Raw genomic sequence first — 23,331 nt, forward strand, 5'->3', positions numbered from 1 at the left:
TTTCAGCCGCGTGGCGGAGCGATCCTCGGCGCCTGCGGCGCGGGCCGGGCAGAATCGGCCCCGTCGGTACGGTGTCGAGGGGGCGGCCATGGCAGCAGCGGATACACGGACGGAAACCGGTACGGAGGTACCCGCGCTCGGGGGAATGCCCCTGCTCGGTTCCCTCTTCGACCTGAAATCGGACTCGCTCGGAACCTATCTGCGCGCCCAGCAGCAGCGCGGCGACGTCGTACGGATCACCGCCGGCCCGCCGGGGCTGCGCGCCGAGCTGTACTGCGTCTTCTCCGCGGAGGGTGCGCAGCAGGTCCTGGCCTCGGAGTCGGCCAACTTCCGCAAGGACAACGCCTTCTACCAGGAGCTCCGGGACTCCTTCGGCAACGGTCTGCTGACCAGCCAGGACGAGGACTACCTGCGCCAGCGCCGGCTGGTCCAGCCGCTGTTCACCAAGCGCCGGGTGGACGGCTACGCCGGCGCCGTCGCGGCCGAGACCCAGGCGGTGGTCGCGGGCTGGGCGCAGGCTCCCGGCGAAGTCGTCGACGTCGGCGAGGAGATGATGCAGCTCGCCCTGCGCGCGGTCGCCCGGATCCTGTTCGGCACGGACGTGGAGGCCACCGTCGACGTCGTCGACCGGTGTTTTCCGGTCATCACGGAGTACGTGCTGCGCCGCGGTTACTCCCCCGCCAACTTCCCGCGTACCTGGCCCACTCCGGGCAACAAGCGGGCGGCCGCCGCGATGGACGAGCTCTACGCGGTGTGCGACAGGATCATCGCCGAGCGGCGCAGTGGTGCCCCGGCCGGGGGCGAGGACCTGCTGAGCCTGCTCGCCGCCGCAACGAGCACCGACGACGGGGAGTTCGACGCCGCCGAGCTGCGCGACCAGGTCCTGATCTTCCTGCTCGCCGGCCACGAGACGACGGCCACCTCGCTCGCCTTCTCGCTGCACCTGCTGGCCCGCCACCCCGAGCAGCAGGCGCGGGCCCGGGAGGAGATCTCCCGCGTCCTGGGCGACCGTACGCCGGAGGCCGCCGACCTGGACCGGCTCCCGTACCTCACGCAGGTCCTCAAGGAGGCGATGCGGCTCTATCCCGCCGCCCCGGTCATCGGCCGCAGTTCGGTCGCGGCCACCGAGGTCGGGGGACGGACCATTCCGGCGGGCTCGGACGTGATCCTGGCCCCGTGGGTGACGCACCGGCACCCTGGGTACTGGCCGGATCCGGACCGCTTCGACCCGGACCGCTTCACCCCGGAGGCGGAAGCCGGGCGTCCCCGCTACGCCTGGTTCCCGTTCGGTGGCGGCCCGCGTGCCTGCATCGGGCAGCACTTCTCGATGCTGGAGTCGGTGATCGCGCTGGCGATGATCCTGCGGGCGCACGAGTTCGAGGCCGTGGACACCGACGTCCCGGTCAGCGCCGGGATCACCCTGCGGGCGGACGGCCCGATCCGCTGCCGGATCCGGAGCACGGCCGGATAGCGACCGGACGGCTCGGACGGCCCCTCAGACGGCCGCCGGGGCGTGGTTGCCCTTGAGGCGTTCCAGGTCCGACGGGCGGACCTGGATCACGAGCAGCGCAATGGCCGCGGAGACCAGGGCGAAGCAGGCCGCGACGATGAACGCGGAGCTCACGCCCGAGGTGAGCACCTGGTCGCCCCACGGGTCCGGCAGCTGCCCGGTCCGCAGGAAGAGGGCCTTCTGGGCGGGGTCGGCCTGGCTCAGGAAGGCCGGGACCTGGTCGTGGGCCTCGTTGCGGCTGGCCGTGCCGAACACCGTGACCAGGATGGACAGGCCCAGCGATCCGCCCACCTGCTGCGTCGTGTTGAGCAGTCCGGAGGCAGCGCCCGACTCCCGGTCGGGGACGTTGGACAGGGCCATCAGGGTCAGCGAGACGAAGTTCATGCCCATGCCGAGGCTGAAGACGAGTATCGGGCCCAGGATGCTGCCCAGGTACGTCGAGTCGACGTCGGTCCGCGTCAGCCAGGCCAGGCCGGCCGACGCGCACAGCGCTCCCGCCACCATGAAGGGTTTCGGCCCGTACTTCGGCAGGAGCTGGGAGGTGACGCCCGCGCCGACGGCGATGACGGCGCTCACCGGCAGGAAGGCGAGGCCGGCCTGCAGCGGGCTGAAGCCCAGTACGTTCTGCACGAACAGGGTCAGGAAGAAGAACATGCCGAACATGGCGCAGGCCAGGAAGAGCATGATGCCGTAGGACCCGGCCCGGTTGCGGTCGGCGAACATGTGCAGAGGGGTGATCGGCTGCGGCGAGCGCCGTTCGTTGAGGAAGAACAGCAGGAGCAGGACCACGGCCGCCCCGAAGGAGCCGAGCGTGATCGGGTCGGTCCAGCCCTCCTGGGAGGCGCGGATGAAGCCGTAGACGAGCGCGACCATGCCGAGCGTGGACAGCAGCGCGCCGGCGACGTCGAAGTGTCCGGGGTGGCGTGCGGACTCGCGGATGACGCGCCGGGCCATCAGGGCGATGGCCAGGGCGATCGGGACGTTGACGAAGAGCACCCAGCGCCAGTTGAGCCACTCGACGAGGACGCCGCCGGCCAGCAGTCCGATCGCGCCGCCGCCCGCCGAGACGGCGGCGAACACGGCGAACGCCCGGTTGCGCGGCGGGCCTTCGCGGAACGTGGTGGTGATCAGCGCCAGGGCGGTCGGGGAGGCGATGGCGCCGCCGACGCCCTGCAGGGCCCGGGCGGCCATCAGCTGGCCCTCGTTCTGGGCGAGCCCGCCGAGCAGTGAGGCCAGGCCGAAGAGGAGCACGCCGAAGATGAACACGCGTTTGCGGCCGAGGATGTCGCCGGTGCGCCCGCCGAGGAGGAGCAGTCCGCCGAAGGTGAGGGTGTAGGCGTTGACGACCCAGGACAGGCTTTCGGTGGAGAAGCCGAGGGCGGTCTGGATGTGCGGCAGCGCGATGTTCACGATGGTGATGTCGAGAACGACCATGAGCTGACAGGAGGCGATGACGACCAGCGCCAGCCCGTTGCCGCTGCCCCGGACCTTGCCGTCGGTCCCCTTGCTGGTCGGCGTTGCGTTCCGGTCCACCTTTTCGACGCTAAACCTGCTACCGGGGGTACACCACTCGAATGGCCTAGCCCCGAACGACATGTACAGTGTGCCATTTCACATGACACACTACCGATCATGGATGACTTCCTCAGGCTCTCCGCGAGCACCGGCCGCTTCACGTACGGCGCCCCGCGCGCGTTCTCCTTCGGGGACGACGGCCGGCTGCTCTGGTTCCTCCGCTCCACCGGCCCCACCGACGCCTTCGACAGCCTCTGGGTCCTGGACACCGCCACCGGCGCCGAGACCCGCCTCGCCGACCCCCGCGAGCTGTCCCCCGAGCCGGGCACCCTGCCGGCCGCCGAGCGCCGGCTGCGGGAGCGGATCCGGCTGGTCGCTGCCGGGATCGGTTCGTACGCGCTCTCCGGCGACGGCCGCAGCGCCGTGTTCCCGCTGTACGGGCGGCTGTACCGGGTCGGGTACGAGGGCACCCCCACGGTCGCGCCCGAGGAGCTCCCGGCCGCCGGGCCCGCCCTCGACCCGCGGCTCAACGCCGACGGCTCCCGCACCGCGTACGTCACCGACGACGCCCTGTACACCCACCCGGGCGGCCGGGTCAGCCCGGCCGACGGGGCCCGCTGGGGCATCGCCGAGTTCGCCGCCGCCGAGGAACTGGACCGGAGCCGGGGCCACTGGTGGTCCCCCGACGGGGAGACCCTGCTGGCCGCCCGCGTCGACGAATCCGCCCTCCAGCGGCGCCACTTCGCCGACCCCGCGCACCCCGAGCTCCCGGCCGAGGACTTCGCGTATCCCGAGGCGGGCGGGCCCAACGCCGAGATCCAGCTGTGGGTGCTCGGCCCGGGCGGCGGCCGCGTACGGCTCGACTGGGACGCGGTGACGTACCCGTACGTCTCCGATGCCGGCTGGGAGTCGGAGACGGAGATCCTGCTGACGGTCCAGGACCGGCTCCAGCAATGCGTCCTGCTGCTCTCCGCCGATCCGGCCACCGGCCGTACCCGGGAGCTGTCCCGCACCACCCACCCCCACTGGGTCGACCCGATGCTGCCCGGCACCCCGGCCCGGCTCGCCGACGGCCGGCTGCTCACCGCCGCCGACACTCCGGACGGCTGCGCCCGCGGCCTCGCCGTCGACGGGAAACCGCTCACCGGGGACGGGATCCAGGTCCGCCGCGTGGCCGGCACCCACCGCGACCGCCTCCTGATCGAGGCCGGGCAGCGCGACCCCGCCGAACAGCAGGTCCTGCTCCTCGACCCCGCCACGGGGGAAGCGGCCCCGCTGGCCGACGGACCGGGGGTGCACAGCGTCCAGGCCTCCGCCGGAACGCTGCTGCTGACCTCCGCCGACGCCGACGGGATCCGGCGGACCGTACGCACCGCCGACGGGCGCGAGTTCGTGCCCGCCGACCTGGCCGCGCGGCTGCCGTACCGGGTGGTCCCGCTGCTGGAACGGGTTACCGAGCACGCCGTCCCCACCTCGGTGGTGTTCCCCCGCGGCCACGTCCCCGGCCGGCGGCTGCCCGTCCTCATGGACAGCTACGGCGGCCCCGGCTTCCAGGACGTGTCCGCCGAGCCGCGCCGCTGGCAGCACCGCCAGTGGTGGGCCGACCGCGGCTTCGCGGTGGTGACCGTCGACAACCGCGGAACCCCGTACGTCTCCCCCGCCTTCACCCACGCCGTGTACCGCGGGTTCTCCGAGGTCACCCTGGACGACCAGGTCGCGGCCCTGCACGCGCTCGGCGAACGCCACCCGGACCTGGACCTCGGCCGGGTCGGGGTGCGCGGCTGGTCGTACGGCGGCTACCTCTCCGCGATGGCGGTGCTGCGCCGCCCGGACGTCTTCCACGCGGCGGCCGCCGGGGCCGCGCCGACCGACTTCCGGCACTACGACACCGCGTACACCGAGCGCTACCTCGGACTGCCGCAGGACAACCCCGAGGTGTACGAGCGGGACTCGCTGATCCCGGACGCCCCGAACCTGAGCCGGCCGTTGCTGCTCATCACGGGCCTGGCCGACGACAACGTCCACCCCTCGCACACCCTGCGCCTCTCCCAGGCCCTGACGGACGCAGGCCGCCCGCACCAGCTCCTGGCCCTGCCCGGCGTCACCCACATGACCCCGAACGGCACGAAGGAGAAGCTCATGGCCCTGGAACTGGAGTTCTTCCGCCGCGAACTCGCGTAGCCGGGTACGCGGCGGACCCGGCTGCTGCGCGGACACCGTCCCGGTCTACGGTCGTGGCTCCGGCCACGACATCGAGGACACGAGGCACTCAGCACATGACCGAGCAGCAGATACCGGACCGCACCTGGCGCGATCGGGCGGCGACGGCCGCGTGGGCGGCCGTCCTGCTCGTCCTGCACACCGTGGCGGGCTACTTCGTCCTGGTCGCACTGCTCACCGAGTCCGAAGGGCCCTGGGACAGCACGGTGACGGACACGGTGCGCGTGACGGCGGGGCTCGGCCTCGTGGTGGAGCTCCCGGTCCTCGCGGGGACCTGGGCCGGCGTGACGAGCGGCCGTCTGCGGCGCTGGTGGTACGCACCTGCGGCAGCCCTGGTCCTCACCGCCCTCGTCCGGGCGGCCTTCGCCCCGCAGCCGTGACCTGCCGGCCGGCCCGCACGGCCGAGGCCCCCGGAGCCGATCGTGCCGGCTCCGGGGGCCTCTTCCTTCTTCCCCGGGATCCCCGTCAGTCACCGGGGAAGTGGCAGGCCACCTCGCGCGAGGCGGCGATCCGCAGCAGCGGGCGCTCCGTCCGGCAGATCTCCTGCGCCTTCGGGCAGCGCGGGTGGAACGTGCAGCCCGGGGGCGGTGCCGCCGGGCTCGGCGGGTCGCCGAGCAGGACGATCCGCTCCCGCCGCCGCTCGGCCGCCGGATCCGGCAGCGGAACGGCGGACAGCAGGGCCCGGGTGTACGGGTGCTGGGGGTTCTCGTACAGGGTGCGCTTTTCGCCGATCTCGACGATCCGGCCGAGGTACATGACGGCGACCCGGTCGCTGACCCGTTTCACCACGGACAGGTCGTGCGCGATGAACACGTAGGCCAGGCCGAGTTCGCGGCGCAGGCGCTCCATCAGGTTGACGATCTGCGCCTGGACGGAGACGTCGAGCGCGGAGACGGGCTCGTCGGCGACGATCAGCCGGGGGCTGGTGGCCAGCGAGCGGGCGATCCCGATGCGCTGGGCCTGGCCGCCGGAGAACTCGTGCGGGTAGCGGTCGATGTGCTCCGGGATCAGCCCGACCAGGTCCATCAGTTCGGCCGCCCGGCGGCGGGCGTCCGAGGTCGACCAGCCCTGCACGAGCAGCGGGTCGGAGATGATCCGGGCCACCGTCTGGCGGGGGTTGAGGGAGGAGTGCGGGTCCTGGAAGACCATCTGGAGGTGGCGGCGCAGCGGGCGCAGCCTTCCTTGCGTGAGCCGGGTGATGTCCCGTCCGTCGAAGGCGATGCTGCCCGAGGTGGGCTCCAGCAGCCGCACCAGCATCCGGCCGGTGGTGGACTTCCCGCAGCCCGACTCGCCCACCAGGCCGAGGGTTTCGCCCGCCGCGAGATCGAAGGAGATCCCGTCGACGGCGCGGACGGGCGCCCCGCGGCGCCCGGACGTGGTGCGTCTGCCGGGGAAGGCCATGGTGAGATCGCGTACGGACAGCAGCGGCTCGGGCGGCGCCTGGTCCGTCCCGGCGGCCCGGTCCGGCCGTGCGGTGGTGTCCGGGGAGCGGGCCTCTACGGTCATCGGGACGCCTCCGGGGCGGTCGGGGCGGTCGGGGCGGATGCGGCAACGGGCACGGCCCCGGCCCCCGTGAAGTGGCATGCGGCCGTGCGGCCGGCGGCCCCGTAGGGCCGTGGCTCGGGCCGCTCGGTGGCGCAGCGGCGCTGCTGCTCCGCGGTGCCCGCGGCGGCCAGGGGGCAGCGCGGGGCGAACGCACAGCCCGGGGCGGGCCCGAGCAGGGAGGGCGGCGAACCGGGGATGGCGCGCAGGGGTTCGTCGTCGGCGTCGTCCAGCCGGGGCAGGGAGTCGAGCAGGCCCCGGGTGTACGGGTGCGCCGGGTCGGCGAACAGTTCGTCGACGCCGGCCTGTTCGGCGGCCCGGCCGCCGTACATGACCAGCACCTCGTGCGCGACGCGGGCGACCACCCCCAGGTCGTGGGTGATCATCACGACTCCGAGGCCGCGCTCCTGCTGGAGCCGGGCGATGAGCTCGAGGATCTGCGCCTGCACGGTCACGTCGAGGGCGGTGGTGGGTTCGTCGGCGATCAGCAGATCGGGTTCGCAGGCCAGCGCCATGGCGATCATCGCGCGCTGGCGCATGCCGCCGGAGAACTGGTGCGGGTACTCCCCGGCCCGGCGGGCCGGTTCCGGGATGCCGACCTCGCCGAGCATGTCGACGGCGCGCCGGCGCGCGGCGGCCCGGCCGGCCTTGAAGTGCACCCGGAAGTGCTCGGCGATCTGCTCGCCGACGGTGTAGTAGGGGTGCAGGCTGGACAGCGGGTCCTGGAAGATCATGGCCATCTTCCGGCCGCGCAGCCGGGACAGCTCCTTCTCGGACATCCCGGTGAGCTCCTGCCCGGCCAGTGCGATGGAGCCGCCGACCTCGGCGCCCCGGTGCAGGCCCATGACGGCGAGCGAGGTGACCGACTTGCCGGAGCCGGACTCGCCGACGATGCCGAGGGTCCGGCCGGCCTCCACGGTGAAGCCGAGCGCGTCGACGGCCCGTACGGAGCCGCGCGGAGTGGTGAAGGTGACGCGCAGGTCGCGCACCTCCAGCAGGGGGGCGGCGGCTGGGGCGCCCATCAGTACCTCACCCTCGGGTCGATGACGGCGTACAGGAGGTCGACGACGAGGTTGGCGACCACGATGAAGAAGGCGGCGAGCAGCGTGACCCCGAGGACCACCGGCTGGTCCGAGCTGACCAGGGCCCCGTAGAACAGCCGCCCGATGCCCGGGAGTCCGAAGATGGACTCGGTGATGACGGCTCCGGCGAGCAGCCCGCCGAGGTCCATGCCGAAGATGGTGAGGATCGGGGTCATCCCGGAGCGCAGCCCGTGCTTGACGACGACGGTGCGCTCGGGCATGCCCTTGGCACGGGCGGTACGGATGTACGGCTCGGCCATGGCCTCGATCATCGAACCCCGGCTCTGGCGGGCGTACATGGCGGCGTAGAGCAGGGCGAGCGCGGTCCAGGGCAGCAGCAGGTTGGTGGCCCAGGCGGCCGGGTTCTCGCTGAAGGCCTGGTAGGTGGGGTAGGGCAGGAGCCCGGCGACGCGGATGACCCCGTAGATGAGCATCACGGAGGTGAAGTAGACCGGCAGCGAGGCCGCGGCGACCGCGCCGACCATCAGGGCCTTGTCGGTGGCGGTGTCCTTGCGCAGGGCCGCGGTGACCCCGGCGCCGAGGCCGAGGACGAGCCACAGCACGGCGGCGCCGACGGCGAGGGAGGCGGAGACCGGGAGGCGGTCCATCAGCAGGTCCCACACGGGCAGGGAGTTCTCGTACGAGTAGCCCAGGCACGGGAAGTCGCACTGGACGGCGTACTGGCCGGTGCCGAGGGTGCGGCCGGTGAAGATCCCCGTGAGGAAGTCGGCGAACTGCCGCCATACCGGCTGGTCCAGGCCGAGGTACGCCCGTACGTCGGCCAGCCGTTCGGCGCTGCAGGTCTTGCCGCAGGCGGCCGCGGCCGGGTCGGAGGGCAGGACGTAGAAGATGAGGAAGGTGACGGCGGCGATGGCGAGCAGGACGCCCGCGAGGGCGAGCAGCCGGCGCGCGAGGTAGAGGATCAACTGCGGCCGCCCCTCGGGTCGAGGATGTCGCGCAGGGCGTCGCCGAGCAGGGTGAAGGCGAGTACCGCGAGGAAGAGGAAGGTGCTCGGGATGACGAAGTACATGGGGTCGGTCTCGTAGAAGGCGACGGACTCGGCGATCATCTGGCCCCAGGACGGGGTGGGCGGGCGTACGCCCACGCCGAGGTAGCTGAGCGCGGCCTCGGTGCTGATCATGCCGGGGATGAGCAGGGTGGTGTACGCGATGACCGGGCCGGAGACGCCCGGGAGGATGTCGCGGGTCAGGATCCGCCAGGAGCTCGAGCCGCCGACGCGGGCGGCGTCGACGTACTCGCGGTGTTTGAGGGAGAGGGTCTGGCCGCGCACGACGCGGGCGACGCCGGGCCAGCCGAAGACGCCGATGACGGCGGTCATGAGCACGATCCGGTTGACGTCCTTGGCCACGGACAGCATCGCGATCATGAAGATGAGGGACGGGAAGGACATGGTCAGGTCCATCAGCCGGGACAGGACCATGTCGGTGCGGCCGCCGAAGTAGCCGGCGGCGATCCCGGCGGCGGTGCCGGTGACCACGACGATGGCGGTGGCGGCGAAGGCGATGAGGAGGGAGACCTGGGCGCCGTGGACGACGCGGGCGAACAGGTCGCGGCCGGTGACGGGTTCGACGCCGAGCCAGTGCTCGGGGCTGATCCCGCCGAGGGAGCCGAGTGGCTGGCCGCCGAGGTAGGGGTCGATGGCGGACTTGTCGAACTCCTCGGGGGACCAGCCGCCGAGCGCGCCCAGCCAGGGGGCGGTGACGGCCATCAGGACGAAGAGGAGGACGACGCAGAGGCTGACGCGGACGGCGGGGCGGCGGCGGAGCTCCCGCCGCGCGAGCTGCCAGGGGCTGCTGCCGGTGGCTGCCGCCGCGGGACCGTCCTTGGCGGCGCCGGGGGCCGGTGCGCCGCCCGGAGCCGGGACCGGGGCCGTCCGGCCGCCGGCACCGGGTGCGGTGGTGGTCATGGTGTCAGGGGCTCCGTATCCCTCAGCCCTGGCTCTTCGCGGGGTCCTTGAGGCCGACCGTGCCGTAGTCGATGGTGCCGGTCCACACGGGGTGGCCGTAGGCGCCCGCGACGTTGGGGCCGACGAGCAGCGGCTTGCGCTCGAGCAGGACCGGGACGGCCGGGGACTTCTTCATGATCTCGGCGTCGAGGTCGATCCAGGCCTGGTTGGCCTGCTTGGCGTCGGCCATGGCGTTGATCTCGTCGATCCGCTTGATGGTGGCCTCGTCGCGGAACTGGCTGTTGTTGCCCTGGTTGCCCTTCTCCTTGATGGTGCGTCCGTCGAAGACGAAGGGGATCCAGGTGGAGCCGGAGGGGTAGTCGGGGCACCAGCCGGAGAGCGTCATGTCGGGGGTGGTGGAGAGGTCGCCGATGACGTCGTAGTACGCGCCGGGGTCGATGGTGTCGATGACGACCTCGATGCCGACGCGGGACAGGCCCTGCTGGATGGCCTCGGCCTTGCCCTTGTCGCCGGTGGAGACGGCGAGGGAGACCTTCAGGGTCTCCTTGCCGGCGGCCTTGAGGAGCTCCTTTGCCTTGGCGGGGTCGCCCGCCGGGGCGATCTTGAGGGTGTCGGCCTGCTTGCCGCCGGAGAGGGCCGGGGGCAGGTAGGCGGTGGCGACCTCGTTGAGGGCCGGGCCGCCGCCCGCGGTGACCACCGCCTCCTTGTCGACGGCGTACTGCATGGCCTCGCGGACCTTGGGATCGTTGAAGGGCGCCCGGGAGTTGTTCAGGGAGAGCATCTCGGTGCAGCCCTGGGACTCGGCGAGCAGACGCGCCTTGACGTCCTGCTTCGGCAGCACCTTGGGGGCGCTCTCGGGGCGCATGTCCATGTACTGGACGGTGGAGGCGTCGGCGCCCTCACCGGCGATGATGCGGTCGTCGATCTGGCCGCCCTTGAGGCCCATGACCACGACGAACTTGTCGGGGTAGGCCTTTCTGACCGTGTCGGTCTTCGGGTCCCAGTGCTCGTTGCGGACGAGGACGAGCTTCTTGTCGCGGTCGTACGACTCGATCTTGTACGGGCCGGAGGAGAACGGGCGGGCGTCGTACTGGGTGCCCTTCTCCTGGGACTGCGGGACCGGGGCGAAGGTGGGGAGGGTGGCGGTGGCCGAGAACTCGGCGACGGGACGCTTGAGTTCGAAGACGATGGTGCGGTCGTCGGGGGTCTTGACGGAGTCGAGGTGCTGCCCCTGGAGCGGTCCCTTGTAGCCCTCCGTGCCGGCCAGGTACTGGGCGGCGTAGTCGGGGCCGCCGGTGAGGTCGGGGGCGAAGGAGCGCTCGACGTTGTACTTGACGTCCTGAGCCTTGATCGGCGTTCCGTCCTCGTACTTCACGCCCTCCTTGAGGGTGAAGGTCCAGGTCTTGCCTCCGTTGGAGGGCGTACCGAGGTCGGTGGCGAGGTCGGGGACGAGCTCGCTGCCGGCCTTGCCGGGCTCGGCCTTGAAGGTGACGAGCGTGCGGTAGAGGAGCCGGGTCCCGAAGTCCATGGCCGGCATGACCCAGTTGCGGGCGGGGTCGAGGTGGGCGAAGTCCTGGTTGGACAGGACGGTCAGGGTCCCGCCCTTGACCGGGGTGCCGCCGAGGACCTTGCCGTCGTTGGCGGCGGCGGGGTTGCTCGCGCCGGCGCCGGTGGAGCCCTTCTTGGGGTCGGAGCAGCCCGAGGCACCGAGTGCGAGTGCGGCCACCAGGGCGGTGGCGAGGGCGAGTTGGGTGCGCTTGGTCATGGGTCACTCCAGTGAAGGGCCACGCTCTATGATGTGACCGGTAACATAGTAATGTGAAATTGCACTGACAAGAGGTTGGCGCTGCCGTTATCCAGCCGTTGCCCGAATCCCGCCGCCCGGGGGCGTGTTGGGGGCAGCGTCCGCGGTCAGCGGCGATCGATGTGATCCACGCCTCTTCATTCGGATTCCGCTGGCGCGAGCCATAGATCATCTCGCAGTCTGGGTCATAGGCCAGATGAGATTCGGCCTACGACCGCCAGGAGGGAAGGGCCCCATGACCAGCCAGCGCCCCGGGCTGTACGAGATGCTCGACGACCGGTTCCGAACCGGGCGGTGCATGAACGGTGATGACGCACTGGAGGTCCTCCACACCGGCTGCCGCTGGGCCGAGGGGCCGATCTACCTGCCCGCCTGGCGGCAGGTGGTCTGGAGCGACATCCCCAACGACCGGATGCTGCGCTGGGACGAGGAGACGGGCGCCGTCGGAATCTTCCGCCGCTCCGCCGGGCACACCAACGGCAACACCCTCGACCGCCAGGGCCGGCTGATCACCTGCGAGCAGGGCAACCGCCGCGTCACGCGCACCGAACACGACGGCACCATCACCGTGTTGGCGGACCGCTGGAACGGCAAGCGCCTGAACAGCCCGAACGACGCGGCGGTGAAGTCCGACGGTTCGGTCTGGTTCTCCGACCCGGACTTCGGCATCACCAGCGACTACGAGGGCCACCGCGCACAGAGCGAGATCGGCGCCAACAACGTCTACCGCGTCGATCCGGCCACCGGGGCGGTGCAGCTGGTCGCCGACGGCTTCGGCGCACCCAACGGTCTGGTCTTCTCCCTCGACGAGCGGCAGCTGTTCGTCTCCGACACCCGGGCCGGCTTCATCCGGGTCTTCGACGTACGCGACGACGGCACGCTGTCCGAGGGCGAGGTCTTCGCCGAAGCGGCGCCCGGGAAGGCCCGCTTCGACAACCTCCGCTTCGACGACGGCGGCCGGCTCTGGGCCGCCGCGATGGACGACGGGGTGCACTGCTACGACCCCGACGGCACCCTGATCGGGCGGCTCAACGTCCCCGAGACGGTCTCCAACATCGCCTTCGGCGGCGCCAAGCGCAACCGCCTCTTCGTCACCGCCGAGACCAGCCTCTACTCGATGGTCATGGGCGTCACCGGCACGCACCCGACCGGCCCGGGGCGCCGGCGCTGGCTCGACGGCTGAGGGCGCCCCGCGCCCCCGCGCCCCCGCCCAGCCGCGCCCCCGCGCAAGCCCCGCGGCCGGCCGGCCTCAGACGCCCGACCCCAGGCCCCCGGGCGTACGGCCGACCGGCTCGTCGCGGCCCTGGGCCCAGAGGGAGCGGACGTGGCCGAGGTGGCGGACCATGCAGGCCTCCGCCGCCTCCGCGTCCCCGCTGATCATCAGGTCCAGCAGCTCGATGTGCTCCTGGGCGGAGGAGACCAGCTTTCCGGCCTCGTCCAGGCCCGTCAGCCCGTACAGCCGCGAACGCTTGCGCAGGTCGCCGACCGTCTCCACCAGGCGGTCGTTGCCGGCCAGGGCGAGCAGCGAGAGGTGGAAGCGGCGGTCCGCCTCCAGGTAGCCGATGAGGTTGTGCTCGCGGGCGCTGGTGACGATCTCCTCGGCGATGGGCCGCAGCGCCTCGAGCTGCTCCGCCGTGGCGATCTTCGTGATCCGGCCGATGGTCGGGACCTCGATCATCGTGCGCAGCTCGGTGTACTGGTCCAGGTCGCGCTCGCTGACCTCGGTGATCCGGAAACCCTTGTTGCGGACGGGTTCCACCAGGCCCTCGCGGGCCAGGTCGAGCATCGCCTCGCGGACGGGCGTGGCGGAGACCCCGAGTTCTGCGGCCAGGCCGGGCGCCGAGTAGACGCTGCCGGGGCGCAGTTCACCCGCTATCAGGGCTGCTCGGAGGGCGTGGCCGACCTGGTCGCGAAGCCGTTCCTGGGCCTTGATGAGACTGTGCTGCTTCAGGTCACCCATTGCTGTTCCTCCGAAACCCTTCACGCCACCGACGTGCGGAGGAACAGCGTACAATGTCACGTTTCGCTGTTCTCTCCGGCAGCGCGGTACATCGCCACCGCCACAGCGAGATCTTCCCAGGCCATGCCCACGCTCTTGAAGAGCTGTGGACAACCCGGGGGTCCGGCCACCGGCATCCGGCCCGTCACCAGGTCGGCCAGGGTGCCGCTGATATGACCGGGTCCGATGGCCCCCTCCGCCTCCGGCACCAGCAGGTCCCCCGCCTCGCGCAGCGCTGCCGCCCGCGATTCCACGTACACCGCCGCCCGCCGCACCAGGGCGGTGTCGGTCTCGCGGGCGTCCGGCTCGTGCGAGCCGACGGCCACGACCGTCGCGCCCGGGGCCACCAGCCGCCCGTCGAAGAGGGGTTCGCGGGCCGTGGTGCAGCACAGCACCAGGTCCGCGTCGGCCACGTCCTGCGGGGTGCCCGTACGGGCCGGCACGCCCAGGGCGCCGGCGTGCTCCGCCAGCTTCTGCGCGGCCACGGGGTCGCGGCCGACGACCACGGTCTGCGCCAGCTCCCGTACGCCCCGCACCGCTTCGAGATGCCCGTACGCCTGCGGGCCGGCGCCGAAGAGCACCAGCCGCAGGGGCCGCCCGGCCGGCGCGAGATGGCGCAGGGCGAGCGCCGAGACCGCCGGGGTGCGCAGGGCGGTCAGCGCCGCGCCGTCGAACAGGGCCAGCGGGCGCAGGGTCGGCCCGTCCAGCAGCAGGTACGAGCCGGTGATGCGGGGCAGGCCGCGGGCCGGATTGCCGGGCGCCACCCCGGCGATCTTCACCCCGGCGTACGCGCCCGCCGCGGCCGGCATCAGCAGCAGCTCGCCGCCGCCCGGCACGGGCATGGCCGAGCGCTGCGGGCAGGCCTCCGGGTCCAGCCCGGCCCGCAGTACGTCGGCCAGCGCATCGGCGGCCGCGGCCGGGGTGAGCAGCGCCGCCGTCTCCTCGGCTTCGAACTGCGGGATCACAGCAGGAATCCGGGGCCGAGGGCGTCCTGCGGATCCCGGACGAAGGTGTGCTCGCCCGTGCGGTACGCCGTGCCGGTGACCTCCGTGACCAGGCCGTCGCGGGAGCCCACCGGCACCACCCGGCCCGTGAACACCGTGCCCACCACCGACTCGTGGAGCAGGTCCTCGCCCGCACCGAGCCGCCCGTCCTCGGCGAGCAGTGCGAGGCGCGCCGAGGTTCCCGAGCCGCAGGGCGAACGGTCGATCTGCCCGTCGGCGAACACGGTGACATTGCGCTGGTGCGGCCCGAAGGGCGTGTCGGGCAGCTCCTCGTGGAGGATCACCCCGTACACCCCGGAGAGCAGCGGCCCGCCGGGGTGCCAGCTCCCCGGGTGGCCGGCCAGCGCGGCCCGGATCTCCTGTCCGGCCCGGACGAGTTCGGGCAGTGCGGCCCGGGAGACCTCCAGGCCGAGGTCACGGGCGGCTGCGGACGCGTAGCAGGCGCCGGCGTGCGCGAGGTCCACCTCCGCCATGCCGAGGGTGGTGGCCACCGGCACCTTGCGGGCGCTGACCCGCGCCGGGACGTTGCGGAAGGTGACCCCGGTGGTGCGTCCGCCGCTGCGGTGCACGGTCGCGGCGACCCGGCCCGAGGGCACGTCGATCCGCACCAGTACGTCGCCGTCGTCCGGGGCGGCGACCCGGCCGGTGTCGACGGCCCAGGCGCCGAGGGCCATCGTGCCGTGGCCGCAGGCGGTGGAGTAGCCGTCCTTGTGCCAGAACAGCACGCCGAAGTGGGCCCCGTCGTCGTCCGGGGGCACGACGAACCCGCCGTACATCCCGGCGTGCCCGCGCGGCTCCTGCACGAGGAGCCGCCGTACGTCGTCCAGCGGGCCGCGGCGCGGGGCCGTCCCGGAGCCACCGGCTCCGATGGCGGTGGCGCAGCGCTCGGCGACGGTGTCGCCGGGTACGGGCGGCAGGCCGGCGGCGGCGACGTCGACGATCCGGAAGGGCTCCCCGGCCGTGTGGTAGTCCACGGTCCGGACGGTGGCGGTCCCGGCGCTCACAGCAGGAACCCCGCGGGGAACGGGTCGGACGGGTCGAGGAAGTACTGCGCGGTGCCGGTGATCCAGGCCCGCCCGGTGACGGTGGGGACGACGGCCGGGAGCCCGCCGACCGTGGTCTCCGCGATCAGCCGGCCGGTGAACTCCGTCCCGATGAACGACTCGTTGACGAAGTCCGCGCCGAGCTCGAGGAGGCCTCGGGCGTGCAGCTGGGCCATGCGCGCGCTGGTCCCCGTACCGCAGGGCGAGCGGTCGAACCAGCCCGGGTGGATGGCCATGGCGTGCCGGGAGCGGCGGGCGTCGGAGCCGGGGGCGGTGAGGTAGACGTGCTTGACCCCGGTGATGGAGGGGTTCTCGGGGTGGACGGGCCGGTCGCCGGAGGCGTTGACGGCGTCCATGACCGCGAGGCCGGCGGCGAGCAGCTCGTCCTTGTGGTCCCGGTCGAAGGGGAGCCCGAGGGAGTCGAGCTCGACGAAGGCGTAGAAGTTCCCGCCGTAGGCGAGGTCGTAGGTGACGGTGCCGAAGCCGGGGACCTCGGCCTTCAGGTCGAGCCCGACGCAGAAGGACGGGACGTTGGTGAGGGTGACGGCGGTGGCCGCCCCGTCCTCGACGCGGACGTCCACACTGACCAGCCCGGCCGGGGTGTCGAGCCGGACGGTGGTGACCGGCTCGACGACCTCCACCATGCCCGTCTCGACCAGGACGGTGGCGACCCCGATGGTCCCGTGCCCGCACATGGGGAGCAGGCCCGACACCTCGATGTAGAGCACGCCGAAGTCGGCGTCGGGCCGGGTGGGGGGCTGGAGGATGGCGCCGCTCATCGCGGAGTGCCCGCGCGGCTCGTACATGAGCAGTGTCCGGACGTGGTCCGTGTGCTCGATGAAGTGGAGCCGCTTCTCGGCCATGGTGGCGCCGGGGATCACCCCGACACCGCCGGTGATCACCCGGGTCGGCATGCCCTCGGTGTGCGAGTCCACCGCGTGGTAGATGTGGCGCGTACGCATTCCGCTCCCCTTGTGACTAGTTGAGACCCTCGGCGAGGGCCTTCTCGGTGGCGGCGCGGACGGCGGCCTCGGTCTCCCCGGTGAGGGGGAAGCGCGGCGGGCGGGTGGCGCCGCCGGGGCGTCCGGCCAGGTCCATGGAGAGCTTGATGGCCTGGACGAACTCGGTCTTGGAGTCCCAGCGCAGCAGGGAGTGCAGGGACTTGTACAGGGGCAGGGCGGTGGCGACGTCTCCGGCGACGGCGGCCCGGTAGAGCTCGGCGCAGGAGCGCGGCAGGGCGTTGGGGTAGCCGGCGATCCAGCCGACCGCGCCGGCGAGGGCGAGTTCGAGGAGGACGTCGTCGGCGCCGATGAGCAGGTCGAGGCCGGGGGCGAGTTCGGCGATCTCGTAGGCACGGCGGACGTCCCCGCTGAACTCCTTGACCGCGACGATGCTGCCGTCGCCGTGCAGGCGGGCGAGCAGGGCGGGGGTCAGGTCCACCTTGGTGTCGATGGGGTTGTTGTACGCGACGACGGGCAGCCCTGAGCGGGCGACGTCGGCGTAGTGGGCGCGTACGGTCGCCTCGTCGGCCCGGAAGGCGTTGGGGGGCAGCAGGAGTACGGAGCCCGCCCCGGCCTCGGCGGCCTGGTCGGCCCAGCGGCGGGCCTCGGCGCTGCCGTACGCGGCGACGCCGGGCATGACGCGGGCGCCGTCGCCGGCCGCCTCGACGGCCGTACGGACGACGCGCGCCCGCTCGTCGTCGGTGAGGGTCTGGTACTCCCCGAGGGAGCCGTTGGGGACCACGCCGTCGCAGCCGTTGGCGATGAGCCAGGCGACGTGCTCGGCGTAGGCGTCGTAGTCGACGGTGAGGTCCTCGCGCAGGGGCAGCGCGGTGGCGACCATGATGCCGTGCCAGGGGCGGGTGCGGGTGTCCGTCCCGGTGGTGGGCGCGGTGGTGTGCGCGTCGGTCATGTGAGAGCTCCCTAGAGTGGTGTGTGACATTTTACTAGTGGGTGTGAGGCGGCCACAAGGGCCCGGGCCGCCCGATCAGCCGTCCGCCGGAGGCAGTTCGGCGAGGTGGCGCAGCGGGACCGGGCAGGACAGCGGCCGCCGGTCGGGGGCGGGGTCCTCCCCCGCCAGGGCGGCGACGGCCGGCCCGCACATCCGGCCCTGGCACCAGCCCATTCCGGCCCGGGTGAGGAGCTTGACCGTCCGGGCGTCCCGTGCGCCGAGGTCGGCCACTGCCTCGCGGATCCGGCCGGCCGGGACCTCCTCGCAGCGGCACGCGTCGGTGTCGTCGCGCAGCCACTCGGTCCAGCCGGTGCCCGGGCGGTGGGCGGCGCCCATCGCGTCGGCGAAGGCGCGCAGGCGGGCCCGGCGGCGGGCCAGGGCGGCGGGGACGGGCCGTCCGGCGATGGCATGGGCGGCGATCTCCCCTTCGAGCAGGGCCAGTTGGGCGCCGCCGATGCCGCCGGTCTCGCCGGCGGACCAGATGCCGGGGACGGAGGTCCGCTGCCCGGCGTCCAGCGCCAGCGCGGCGGTGCCGTCGGCGCTGCGGCGGGTGGCGCAGCCGAGGCCGGTCGCCAGCTCCAGCTGGGGGACGAGCCCGTGGCCGACGGCGAGGGCGTCGCAGGGGATCCGGCGGGCGGTGCCGGGCACGGGCCGCCAGTCCCGGTCCAGGCGGGCCACGGTGACGGCCTCGACGCGGTCTGCGCCGTGGGCCTCGGTCACGGCGTGCCGGGTGAGGAGGCGGATGTGGCGGTGGAGCAGGGCGCTGCCGTACGTGGCGGCCTCGGCGAGTTTGCCGGGGTTGCGCAGCAGGGCGGGGACGTGGCCGGCGTACCCGCCGTACGCGGCGGCTTCGACGACGGCCGGCACCCGGGCCCCGGCGGCGGCGAGCGATCCGGCGACGGCGAGCAGCAGCGGCCCGCTCCCGGCGACGACGACGCGCCGGCCCGGCAGTACGAGCCCGCTCTTGAGCATGGCCTGCGCCCCGCCGGCCCCGACCACTCCGGGCAGGGTCCAGCCGGGGAAGGGGAGTTGCCGCTCGTATGACCCGGTGGCGAGGAGTACGGCCCGGGCGTGCAGGGTGGCTGCCGCCTCGTCGGGACCGGCGACGGCGTGCAGTGTCCAGGCGGGGCCGTCCGGTACGACGGTCCAGACGTGGTGGGCCGGGAGGTACGTGATCCGCCCGGCCGCCCGGTGGGCCCGGAGGGCGGCTTCGCGCTCGGCGAAGGCGGACCATCCGTGGTGCAGGGCTTCGGGACGGTCCGCCCCGAGCCCCGGCGCGGGGTGGCGGTAGTACTGCCCGCCGGGCCGCTCCCCCGCGTCGAGAAGGACGACCCGCAGCCCGAGCCCGGCGGCGTTGACGGCGGCGGCGAGCCCGGCGGGGCCGGCGCCGACGACGGCGAGGTCGGGCGCGGGGCCCGGCGTTGCGGGGTCAGACGCCGAGCTCGGCATGGCCGGTTCCCTCCTGGGTGGTGACGGTGTCCCCGGGGCGGGCGGGGACGAGGCAGGCGCGCTGGTTCGGGCGGCCGTTGACGGTGACGAGGCAGTCGTAGCAGCTGCCGATCCCGCAGAACGCCCCGCGGGGGGCGCCGCGTTCGCGGGTGGTCCGCCACGCGAGGATCCCGGCGCCCCACAGCACGGCGGCGATGCTCTGGCCCGCCTGGGCGGTGAGCTCGCGGCCGTCGAAGCGCAGGACGTAGGTGGCGGAGGGGGCTCCGCCGACGAGGGTGCGCGGGGTCTGGCTCATCGGCGGCTCTCCTTGGGCGTGGTGCAGGTGGTGGGGGCGCTGCCGGTGTCCGCTGCGCGGGCGTTCTCCCCGCCCCGCCCCTGCCCGGTTCCCGGGGCTCCGCCCAGGACCCCGCGCCTCGAACGCCGGCGAGGCCTAGATCGGCCGGTCATCGGGCCGGGTCCCGGTCGAAGCGGGCGGGGTGGAACGGCGCCAGGGGCAGCGGGGGCTCGGCCCCCGTCAGGGCCGCGGCGATCAGGACGCCCGTCGCCGGGGCGAGGCCGATGCCCGCGCCCTCGTGGCCGCACGCGTGCAACAGTCCCGGGACCCGGGGGTCCGGGCCGATCGCCGGGAGGTGGTCCGGGAGGTACGGGCGGAAGCCGTGGTAGGTGCGGAGCACCCGGGCGTCCGCCAGGACGGGGAACAGTGCCGCCGCCTGGGCGGCCAGGAGGCGAAGGGCCTCCACCGAGAGCGAGCGGTCGAAGCCCACCCGCTCCCGGGTCGCCCCGATCAGCACCGGGCCCGAGGGCGTGCCCTCCACCACCGCCGAGGACTGGAGGGCCGCCGAGCCGCTCGCCACATCGGCGATGTAGTCCGCGGCGTAGACCTTGTGCCGGACCACCCTCGGCAGCGGCTCCGTCACCAGGACGAACCCGCGGCGCGGAAGCACCGGGAGGGACGCCCCGGCCAGTTCCGCGATGCGGCCGCCCCAGGTCCCGGCCGCGTTCACCACCGCGGGGGCGAGGAGTTCACCGCCGCGCGTGCGGACCCCGCGGACTCCGCCGGGCCCCGTGAGGATCCCGGTCACCTCCTCGCCGAGGTGCACCGAAGCCCCCGACGCGGCCAGCAGTCTGGCCGCCGCCTGGGCCGGCTGGACCTGGGCGTCCTGCGGGTACAGGAACCCGCCGGCCGGCCCGGGGGCCAGATGGGGCTCCAGCTCGCGGAGGTCGTGGGCTCCCACCTCGACGGCTTCGACCCCGGCGGCGCGCTGGCCTTCGGCGAAATCTCGCAGCGCCTCGAGCGAAGCCTCGTCCGGGGCGACGACGAGCCCGCCCTTGGCCTCGTACTCGATCGCCTGCGGGAGGACCGCGGCGAGTTCGCGCCACAGGCCGGCCGACAGCAGGGCCAGGTCGAGCTCCGGGCCCGCTCCTTTGTCGGAGACGAGCAGGTTGCCTTCCCCGGCTCCGGTCGTGCCGCCGGCGACGGGGCCGCGGTCGACGACGGCCACGGAAAGTCCGGAGCGGGCCGCGTAGTACGCGATCGCAGCTCCGACGACGCCGGCGCCGATGATCACGACGTCCAGGGGATGTCTCTTGGGCACGGCAGTAATATGTCACATTCTTTAGTCGGTGCCTAGGGCGGCTCGGGGGTCCCCGGGCCGGTCCCTCCCCCCCGTTGCGGAAGGGACCGGCCCGTCACCCGATCAGCTGCGCAGCGGGCCCTCGCAGCTGTAACTCGACGTCCCCGCCCTGTGGTCGGTCCAGACCTCCACGGGGCTGAAGGAGCAGTTCATGTCGGCCAGGTTGTTGGAGGCCGCGCCCGCCCGGTCGAGGATGAAGTAGTCCACCGTCTCCGACATGTCCTTGAAGTTCTGGTCGTCGCTGCGCCAGTTCTTCAGGTTCGCGGAGATCCGGCCGGTACAGGTGAACCGCCGCTTGCCCGGGTCCCCGTTCTCCACGCAGTCCGGGGTGTTGTAGGTGGCGGTCGCGAAGGCCGACTTCACGTTCGCCAGCGCGGAGTCCCGCAGCTTGTCGTTGGGCGTGTAGACCGTGTTCGGCACGTAGAGCTCGTCGACCTTGGCGATCTGCGCGTTCAGGAAGCGGTCGTAGTCGCGCTGGAGGTAGGAGTCCGCTCCCATGCGGTGGCGCCACGCGTCGTACCCGGCGACGTCGTTGGCCCGCAGGTGGGTGTACATCTCGCGCAGCAGCGAGGGCTTCTCCGTCCACAGGAACTCGAAGAAGGTGCCCGCGTAGTTGTAGAAGCGGAAGCCGTCGCCGTCGTACGTGGCGTTGAGCAGCTGCTCGACCGACATCCGCGGGCCGCCGCCGGCGGTGTCGTTGATGATGCCCTTGACCAGGGACTTGCGGACGGCGATGCCGTTGTCGCGGGTGGCGCCGTCGAAGAACTCGGCGGTGCCCTCGTCCATGGCGGTGGTGCGGTCGCCCTCGTACCAGGGGCCCTCACCGAAGAAGCCGGGGACGGCGAACCGGCCGTTGAGGTAGTGCGTGTACTCGTGGCGGAAGAGCTCCTCGAGGGTGAGGGAGGAGTCCTGCGGGACGCGGCGCTGGTACGTGTAGAAGGTGGCGCCGTTCTCGATGTACATGCCGCCGTTGTTGGTGCCGTAGCCGTTCAGCATCGTCTGGTACGTCACGTAGTCGGCGCGGGAGGCGTACAGCACGATGTTCAGCGTGGTGTTGGGGTCGCCGGCCAGCGGCTGGTCGGTCCCGATGACCCGGTGGAACTGCGTCTTGACCTGCTTGCTCGCGTAGTAGAGCTGGTCGACGGTGGCCCGGTCGAGGGCCGTGCGGACCTTGATGGCGCCGTTGTCGTAGGTGTACGTGTTCGGGAAGAGCATCCTCTCGATGTCCTCCTTGCACACCCCGTACTGCTTGCACGCGTTGTACGTGTTCAGCCAGGAGACGAGCTTGGCCCAGGGCTCGCTGCCGTTGCCCCACCCGGCCTTGACCGGCTCCAGGAGGGCGCCGAGGTCGGCGGAGATCTGGTCCTGGAGGCCCTCGATCTGGCCGAAGCGGCCGTACTCGCCGAGCGCGTCGCGGGCCACCCACTCGTTGGCGGTGCCCTTGAGGTGGGTGTACCCGGCGAAGGCCTTGAAGGCGGCCCGGTAGGCGGAGTCGGCCTTGGCCGCGGCGTGGAAGGCGGCGTCCTGGTTGCCCGGGTACACGCCGAGGTAGTTGACGGTGAGGGCCGCGAGGGCCGCGCCGCCCCAGTTCGCGTCCCCGCTGGTCGCCGGGTGCGAGGCGTCCATGGTGGCCAGGACCTTCTTGATCAGGCCGAGCTGGGTCTGGCGCATGCCGGGGCCGGTGGCGTAGAGGGCCTCGCGCAGGGTCCGGGCGTTGGAGGCGGTGGCGTCGAAGGTGCGGGCCGCGTTGCCGAAGTCGGTGACGGCCCGGCTCATGGCGGCAGCGGTCGCGGCGTCGGTGAGGTCGATCTCGTCGCGCGAGAAGTCGTGGTACACGGCCGCGTGCAGGTACGTGAACATCTCCTCCAGGTGCGAGGAGCCCCGGCCGTCGTGAGCGGCGGCCAGGCCGGATATCCGGCGGGAGACGGCCTGGACGTGCGCGTCGGACATGACCGGCACCAGGCGGGCGTCCCAGGTCCAGATCAGCCCGCGCAGACAGCCGTCGGCGGTGACGGCCGGGTCGGCCAGGAAGTCGGCGAACTGCTCGGGGCTCAGGCCCTTGATCCCGTCGAGGGTGCAGGGGACGCCCGCGGCGACGCTCCGCGCGATGGGCGCGGCCTGGGCGGCGGCGAGCTTGCGGCTCTTCTCGGTGCGCTCGGTGCGCTCCGCCGGAGCGGCGGCGGCCGGGGCGGCCCCGGGAACGCGGCCGTTGGCGGCCAGACCGCCGGGGGCCTGGGCCGTCGCGGGCGCGGCTTCCTTGGGCGAGGCGAGGTGGTCCACCTCGTCGAACGGGTTCGGGGCGGGCGCGCCGGAGGTGAAGGTGCCGGGCACGGCGACGGGGGCGGCGGGCGCGGGACGCTCGGTGGTCTGGGACACGGCCTGGCCCGCGGAGGCGAGCAGCGTCACCGCGACGGCGGCGGAGAGGAGAGACGTACGCACAGCTCTGTGCTGAGACACCAAAGACTCCTGCTGGGAAGGGGAGGTGGGGGAAGTGGTGCGTGACATGCGTGAGGTGCATGAGGTGCGTGAGATGCGTGAACTGCCCTGCGTCACGCGGCGTTTGACGGGGATTAACGTGCCGCGGTGTGAGCTGTAACATAGTAATGTGAAATTGCACTGACAAGACCTGTGCGCCCACCAGTTCGCATCTTC

19 protein-coding genes are annotated in these 23,331 nt (G+C 72.9%); 4 read left to right on the top strand and 15 right to left on the bottom strand.

All coding sequences use genetic code 11. The annotated features are described in order from the left end of the window. Positions 1-88 precede the first annotated feature (88 nt). Positions 89-1,471, top strand: coding sequence for a cytochrome P450 (locus AB5J51_RS11595; RefSeq protein WP_369777641.1), 1,383 nt, complete (start codon positions 89-91; stop codon positions 1,469-1,471). A gap of 24 nt (positions 1,472-1,495) precedes the next feature. Here the strand turns inward: AB5J51_RS11595 and AB5J51_RS11600 are convergent, their stop codons facing one another. After that, the gene (locus AB5J51_RS11600; protein ID WP_369777642.1) at positions 1,496-3,043 is read right to left on the bottom strand and encodes an MFS transporter; all 1,548 of its coding nucleotides are present in this window, start codon (positions 3,041-3,043) and stop codon (positions 1,496-1,498) included. A 99-nt stretch (positions 3,044-3,142) separates the two neighbouring features. Between AB5J51_RS11600 and AB5J51_RS11605 the strand changes: the two genes are divergently transcribed. Then, positions 3,143-5,206 (top strand): prolyl oligopeptidase family serine peptidase, encoded by a 2,064-nt coding sequence (locus AB5J51_RS11605; RefSeq protein WP_369777643.1) that lies wholly within the window; start codon positions 3,143-3,145, stop codon positions 5,204-5,206. A gap of 95 nt (positions 5,207-5,301) precedes the next feature. Beyond that, positions 5,302-5,625, top strand: coding sequence for a hypothetical protein (locus AB5J51_RS11610; RefSeq protein WP_136223022.1), 324 nt, complete (start codon positions 5,302-5,304; stop codon positions 5,623-5,625). Positions 5,626-5,710: 85 nt separating this feature from the next. Here AB5J51_RS11610 and AB5J51_RS11615 read toward each other — a convergent pair whose 3' ends face one another. From AB5J51_RS11615 to AB5J51_RS11635, 5 genes are all read right to left on the bottom strand, one after another. Continuing rightward, on the bottom strand, positions 5,711-6,646 hold the full coding sequence (locus AB5J51_RS11615; RefSeq protein ID WP_369780247.1) for an ABC transporter ATP-binding protein: 936 nt from the start codon (positions 6,644-6,646) through the stop codon (positions 5,711-5,713). 101 nt (positions 6,647-6,747) lie between these two features. Continuing rightward, on the bottom strand, positions 6,748-7,809 hold the full coding sequence (locus AB5J51_RS11620) for an ABC transporter ATP-binding protein (RefSeq protein ID WP_053788421.1): 1,062 nt from the start codon (positions 7,807-7,809) through the stop codon (positions 6,748-6,750). Next, positions 7,809-8,795 (bottom strand): ABC transporter permease, encoded by a 987-nt coding sequence (locus AB5J51_RS11625; protein ID WP_030293993.1) that lies wholly within the window; start codon positions 8,793-8,795, stop codon positions 7,809-7,811. The genes AB5J51_RS11620 and AB5J51_RS11625 overlap by 1 nt, the downstream gene beginning before the upstream one ends. Then, entirely contained in the window at positions 8,792-9,796 is a 1,005-nt protein-coding gene (locus tag AB5J51_RS11630; RefSeq protein ID WP_053788422.1) for an ABC transporter permease, read from the bottom strand. Before AB5J51_RS11630 ends, AB5J51_RS11625 begins: the two co-directional genes overlap by 4 nt. A 22-nt stretch (positions 9,797-9,818) precedes the next feature. Continuing rightward, positions 9,819-11,561, bottom strand: coding sequence for an ABC transporter substrate-binding protein (locus AB5J51_RS11635; protein WP_136223014.1), 1,743 nt, complete (start codon positions 11,559-11,561; stop codon positions 9,819-9,821). A gap of 274 nt (positions 11,562-11,835) precedes the next feature. On the opposite strand from AB5J51_RS11635, the gene AB5J51_RS11640 reads away from it, so the two are divergent. After that, complete coding sequence (locus AB5J51_RS11640) at positions 11,836-12,783, top strand: SMP-30/gluconolactonase/LRE family protein (protein WP_133896611.1); 948 nt, start codon at positions 11,836-11,838, stop codon at positions 12,781-12,783. Between the two features lie 66 nt (positions 12,784-12,849). Here the strand turns inward: AB5J51_RS11640 and AB5J51_RS11645 are convergent, their stop codons facing one another. The 9 genes from AB5J51_RS11645 to AB5J51_RS11685 all read right to left on the bottom strand — a co-directional run bounded on the left by AB5J51_RS11645 (position 12,850) and on the right by AB5J51_RS11685 (position 23,136). After that, entirely contained in the window at positions 12,850-13,560 is a 711-nt protein-coding gene (locus AB5J51_RS11645) for a GntR family transcriptional regulator (RefSeq protein WP_053788425.1), read from the bottom strand. A gap of 56 nt (positions 13,561-13,616) precedes the next feature. Beyond that, a complete protein-coding gene (locus AB5J51_RS11650; protein WP_166663104.1) occupies positions 13,617-14,564 on the bottom strand; it encodes an ornithine cyclodeaminase family protein in 948 nt (315 codons plus the stop codon). Continuing rightward, positions 14,561-15,607: a proline racemase family protein gene (locus AB5J51_RS11655; protein ID WP_240805169.1), complete on the bottom strand. Its 1,047-nt coding sequence runs from the start codon at positions 15,605-15,607 to the stop codon at positions 14,561-14,563. The genes AB5J51_RS11650 and AB5J51_RS11655 overlap by 4 nt, the downstream gene beginning before the upstream one ends. After that, the gene (locus tag AB5J51_RS11660; protein ID WP_369777644.1) at positions 15,604-16,608 is read right to left on the bottom strand and encodes a proline racemase family protein; all 1,005 of its coding nucleotides are present in this window, start codon (positions 16,606-16,608) and stop codon (positions 15,604-15,606) included. The genes AB5J51_RS11655 and AB5J51_RS11660 overlap by 4 nt, the downstream gene beginning before the upstream one ends. A 16-nt stretch (positions 16,609-16,624) precedes the next feature. Further along, positions 16,625-17,557: a dihydrodipicolinate synthase family protein gene (locus AB5J51_RS11665; protein ID WP_369777645.1), complete on the bottom strand. Its 933-nt coding sequence runs from the start codon at positions 17,555-17,557 to the stop codon at positions 16,625-16,627. A 75-nt stretch (positions 17,558-17,632) separates the two neighbouring features. Further along, positions 17,633-19,045: an NAD(P)/FAD-dependent oxidoreductase gene (locus tag AB5J51_RS11670; RefSeq protein WP_369777647.1), complete on the bottom strand. Its 1,413-nt coding sequence runs from the start codon at positions 19,043-19,045 to the stop codon at positions 17,633-17,635. Next, positions 19,026-19,340, bottom strand: a complete 315-nt coding sequence (locus tag AB5J51_RS11675; protein ID WP_053788431.1) for a (2Fe-2S)-binding protein — start codon at positions 19,338-19,340, stop codon at positions 19,026-19,028. Before AB5J51_RS11675 ends, AB5J51_RS11670 begins: the two co-directional genes overlap by 20 nt. A 148-nt stretch (positions 19,341-19,488) precedes the next feature. Then, positions 19,489-20,640, bottom strand: coding sequence for an FAD-binding oxidoreductase (locus tag AB5J51_RS11680; RefSeq protein ID WP_136223005.1), 1,152 nt, complete (start codon positions 20,638-20,640; stop codon positions 19,489-19,491). Between the two features lie 102 nt (positions 20,641-20,742). Next, positions 20,743-23,136, bottom strand: a complete 2,394-nt coding sequence (locus tag AB5J51_RS11685) for a collagenase (RefSeq protein ID WP_136223003.1) — start codon at positions 23,134-23,136, stop codon at positions 20,743-20,745. Positions 23,137-23,331 lie beyond the last annotated feature (195 nt).

Origin of the sequence: Streptomyces sp. R33, assembly GCF_041200175.1 — a bacterium.
Taxonomy (GTDB): domain Bacteria; phylum Actinomycetota; class Actinomycetes; order Streptomycetales; family Streptomycetaceae; genus Streptomyces; species Streptomyces katrae_B.

Bases quoted from the DNA above. Each gene is read 5' to 3' on its own strand.
- AB5J51_RS11665 (WP_369777645.1), bottom strand. From the start codon at position 17,557: ATGACCGACGCGCACACCACCGCGCCCACCACCGGGACGGACACCCGC.
- AB5J51_RS11635 (WP_136223014.1), bottom strand. From the start codon at position 11,561: ATGACCAAGCGCACCCAACTCGCCCTCGCCACCGCCCTGGTGGCCGCA.
- AB5J51_RS11605 (WP_369777643.1), top strand. From the start codon at position 3,143: ATGGATGACTTCCTCAGGCTCTCCGCGAGCACCGGCCGCTTCACGTAC.
- AB5J51_RS11630 (WP_053788422.1), bottom strand. From the start codon at position 9,796: ATGACCACCACCGCACCCGGTGCCGGCGGCCGGACGGCCCCGGTCCCG.
- AB5J51_RS11615 (WP_369780247.1), bottom strand. From the start codon at position 6,646: ATGGCCTTCCCCGGCAGACGCACCACGTCCGGGCGCCGCGGGGCGCCC.
- AB5J51_RS11640 (WP_133896611.1), top strand. From the start codon at position 11,836: ATGACCAGCCAGCGCCCCGGGCTGTACGAGATGCTCGACGACCGGTTC.
- AB5J51_RS11645 (WP_053788425.1), bottom strand. From the start codon at position 13,560: ATGGGTGACCTGAAGCAGCACAGTCTCATCAAGGCCCAGGAACGGCTT.
- AB5J51_RS11670 (WP_369777647.1), bottom strand. From the start codon at position 19,045: ATGCCGAGCTCGGCGTCTGACCCCGCAACGCCGGGCCCCGCGCCCGAC.
- AB5J51_RS11595 (WP_369777641.1), top strand. From the start codon at position 89: ATGGCAGCAGCGGATACACGGACGGAAACCGGTACGGAGGTACCCGCG.
- AB5J51_RS11660 (WP_369777644.1), bottom strand. From the start codon at position 16,608: ATGCGTACGCGCCACATCTACCACGCGGTGGACTCGCACACCGAGGGC.
- AB5J51_RS11675 (WP_053788431.1), bottom strand. From the start codon at position 19,340: ATGAGCCAGACCCCGCGCACCCTCGTCGGCGGAGCCCCCTCCGCCACC.
- AB5J51_RS11610 (WP_136223022.1), top strand. From the start codon at position 5,302: ATGACCGAGCAGCAGATACCGGACCGCACCTGGCGCGATCGGGCGGCG.
- AB5J51_RS11620 (WP_053788421.1), bottom strand. From the start codon at position 7,809: ATGGGCGCCCCAGCCGCCGCCCCCCTGCTGGAGGTGCGCGACCTGCGC.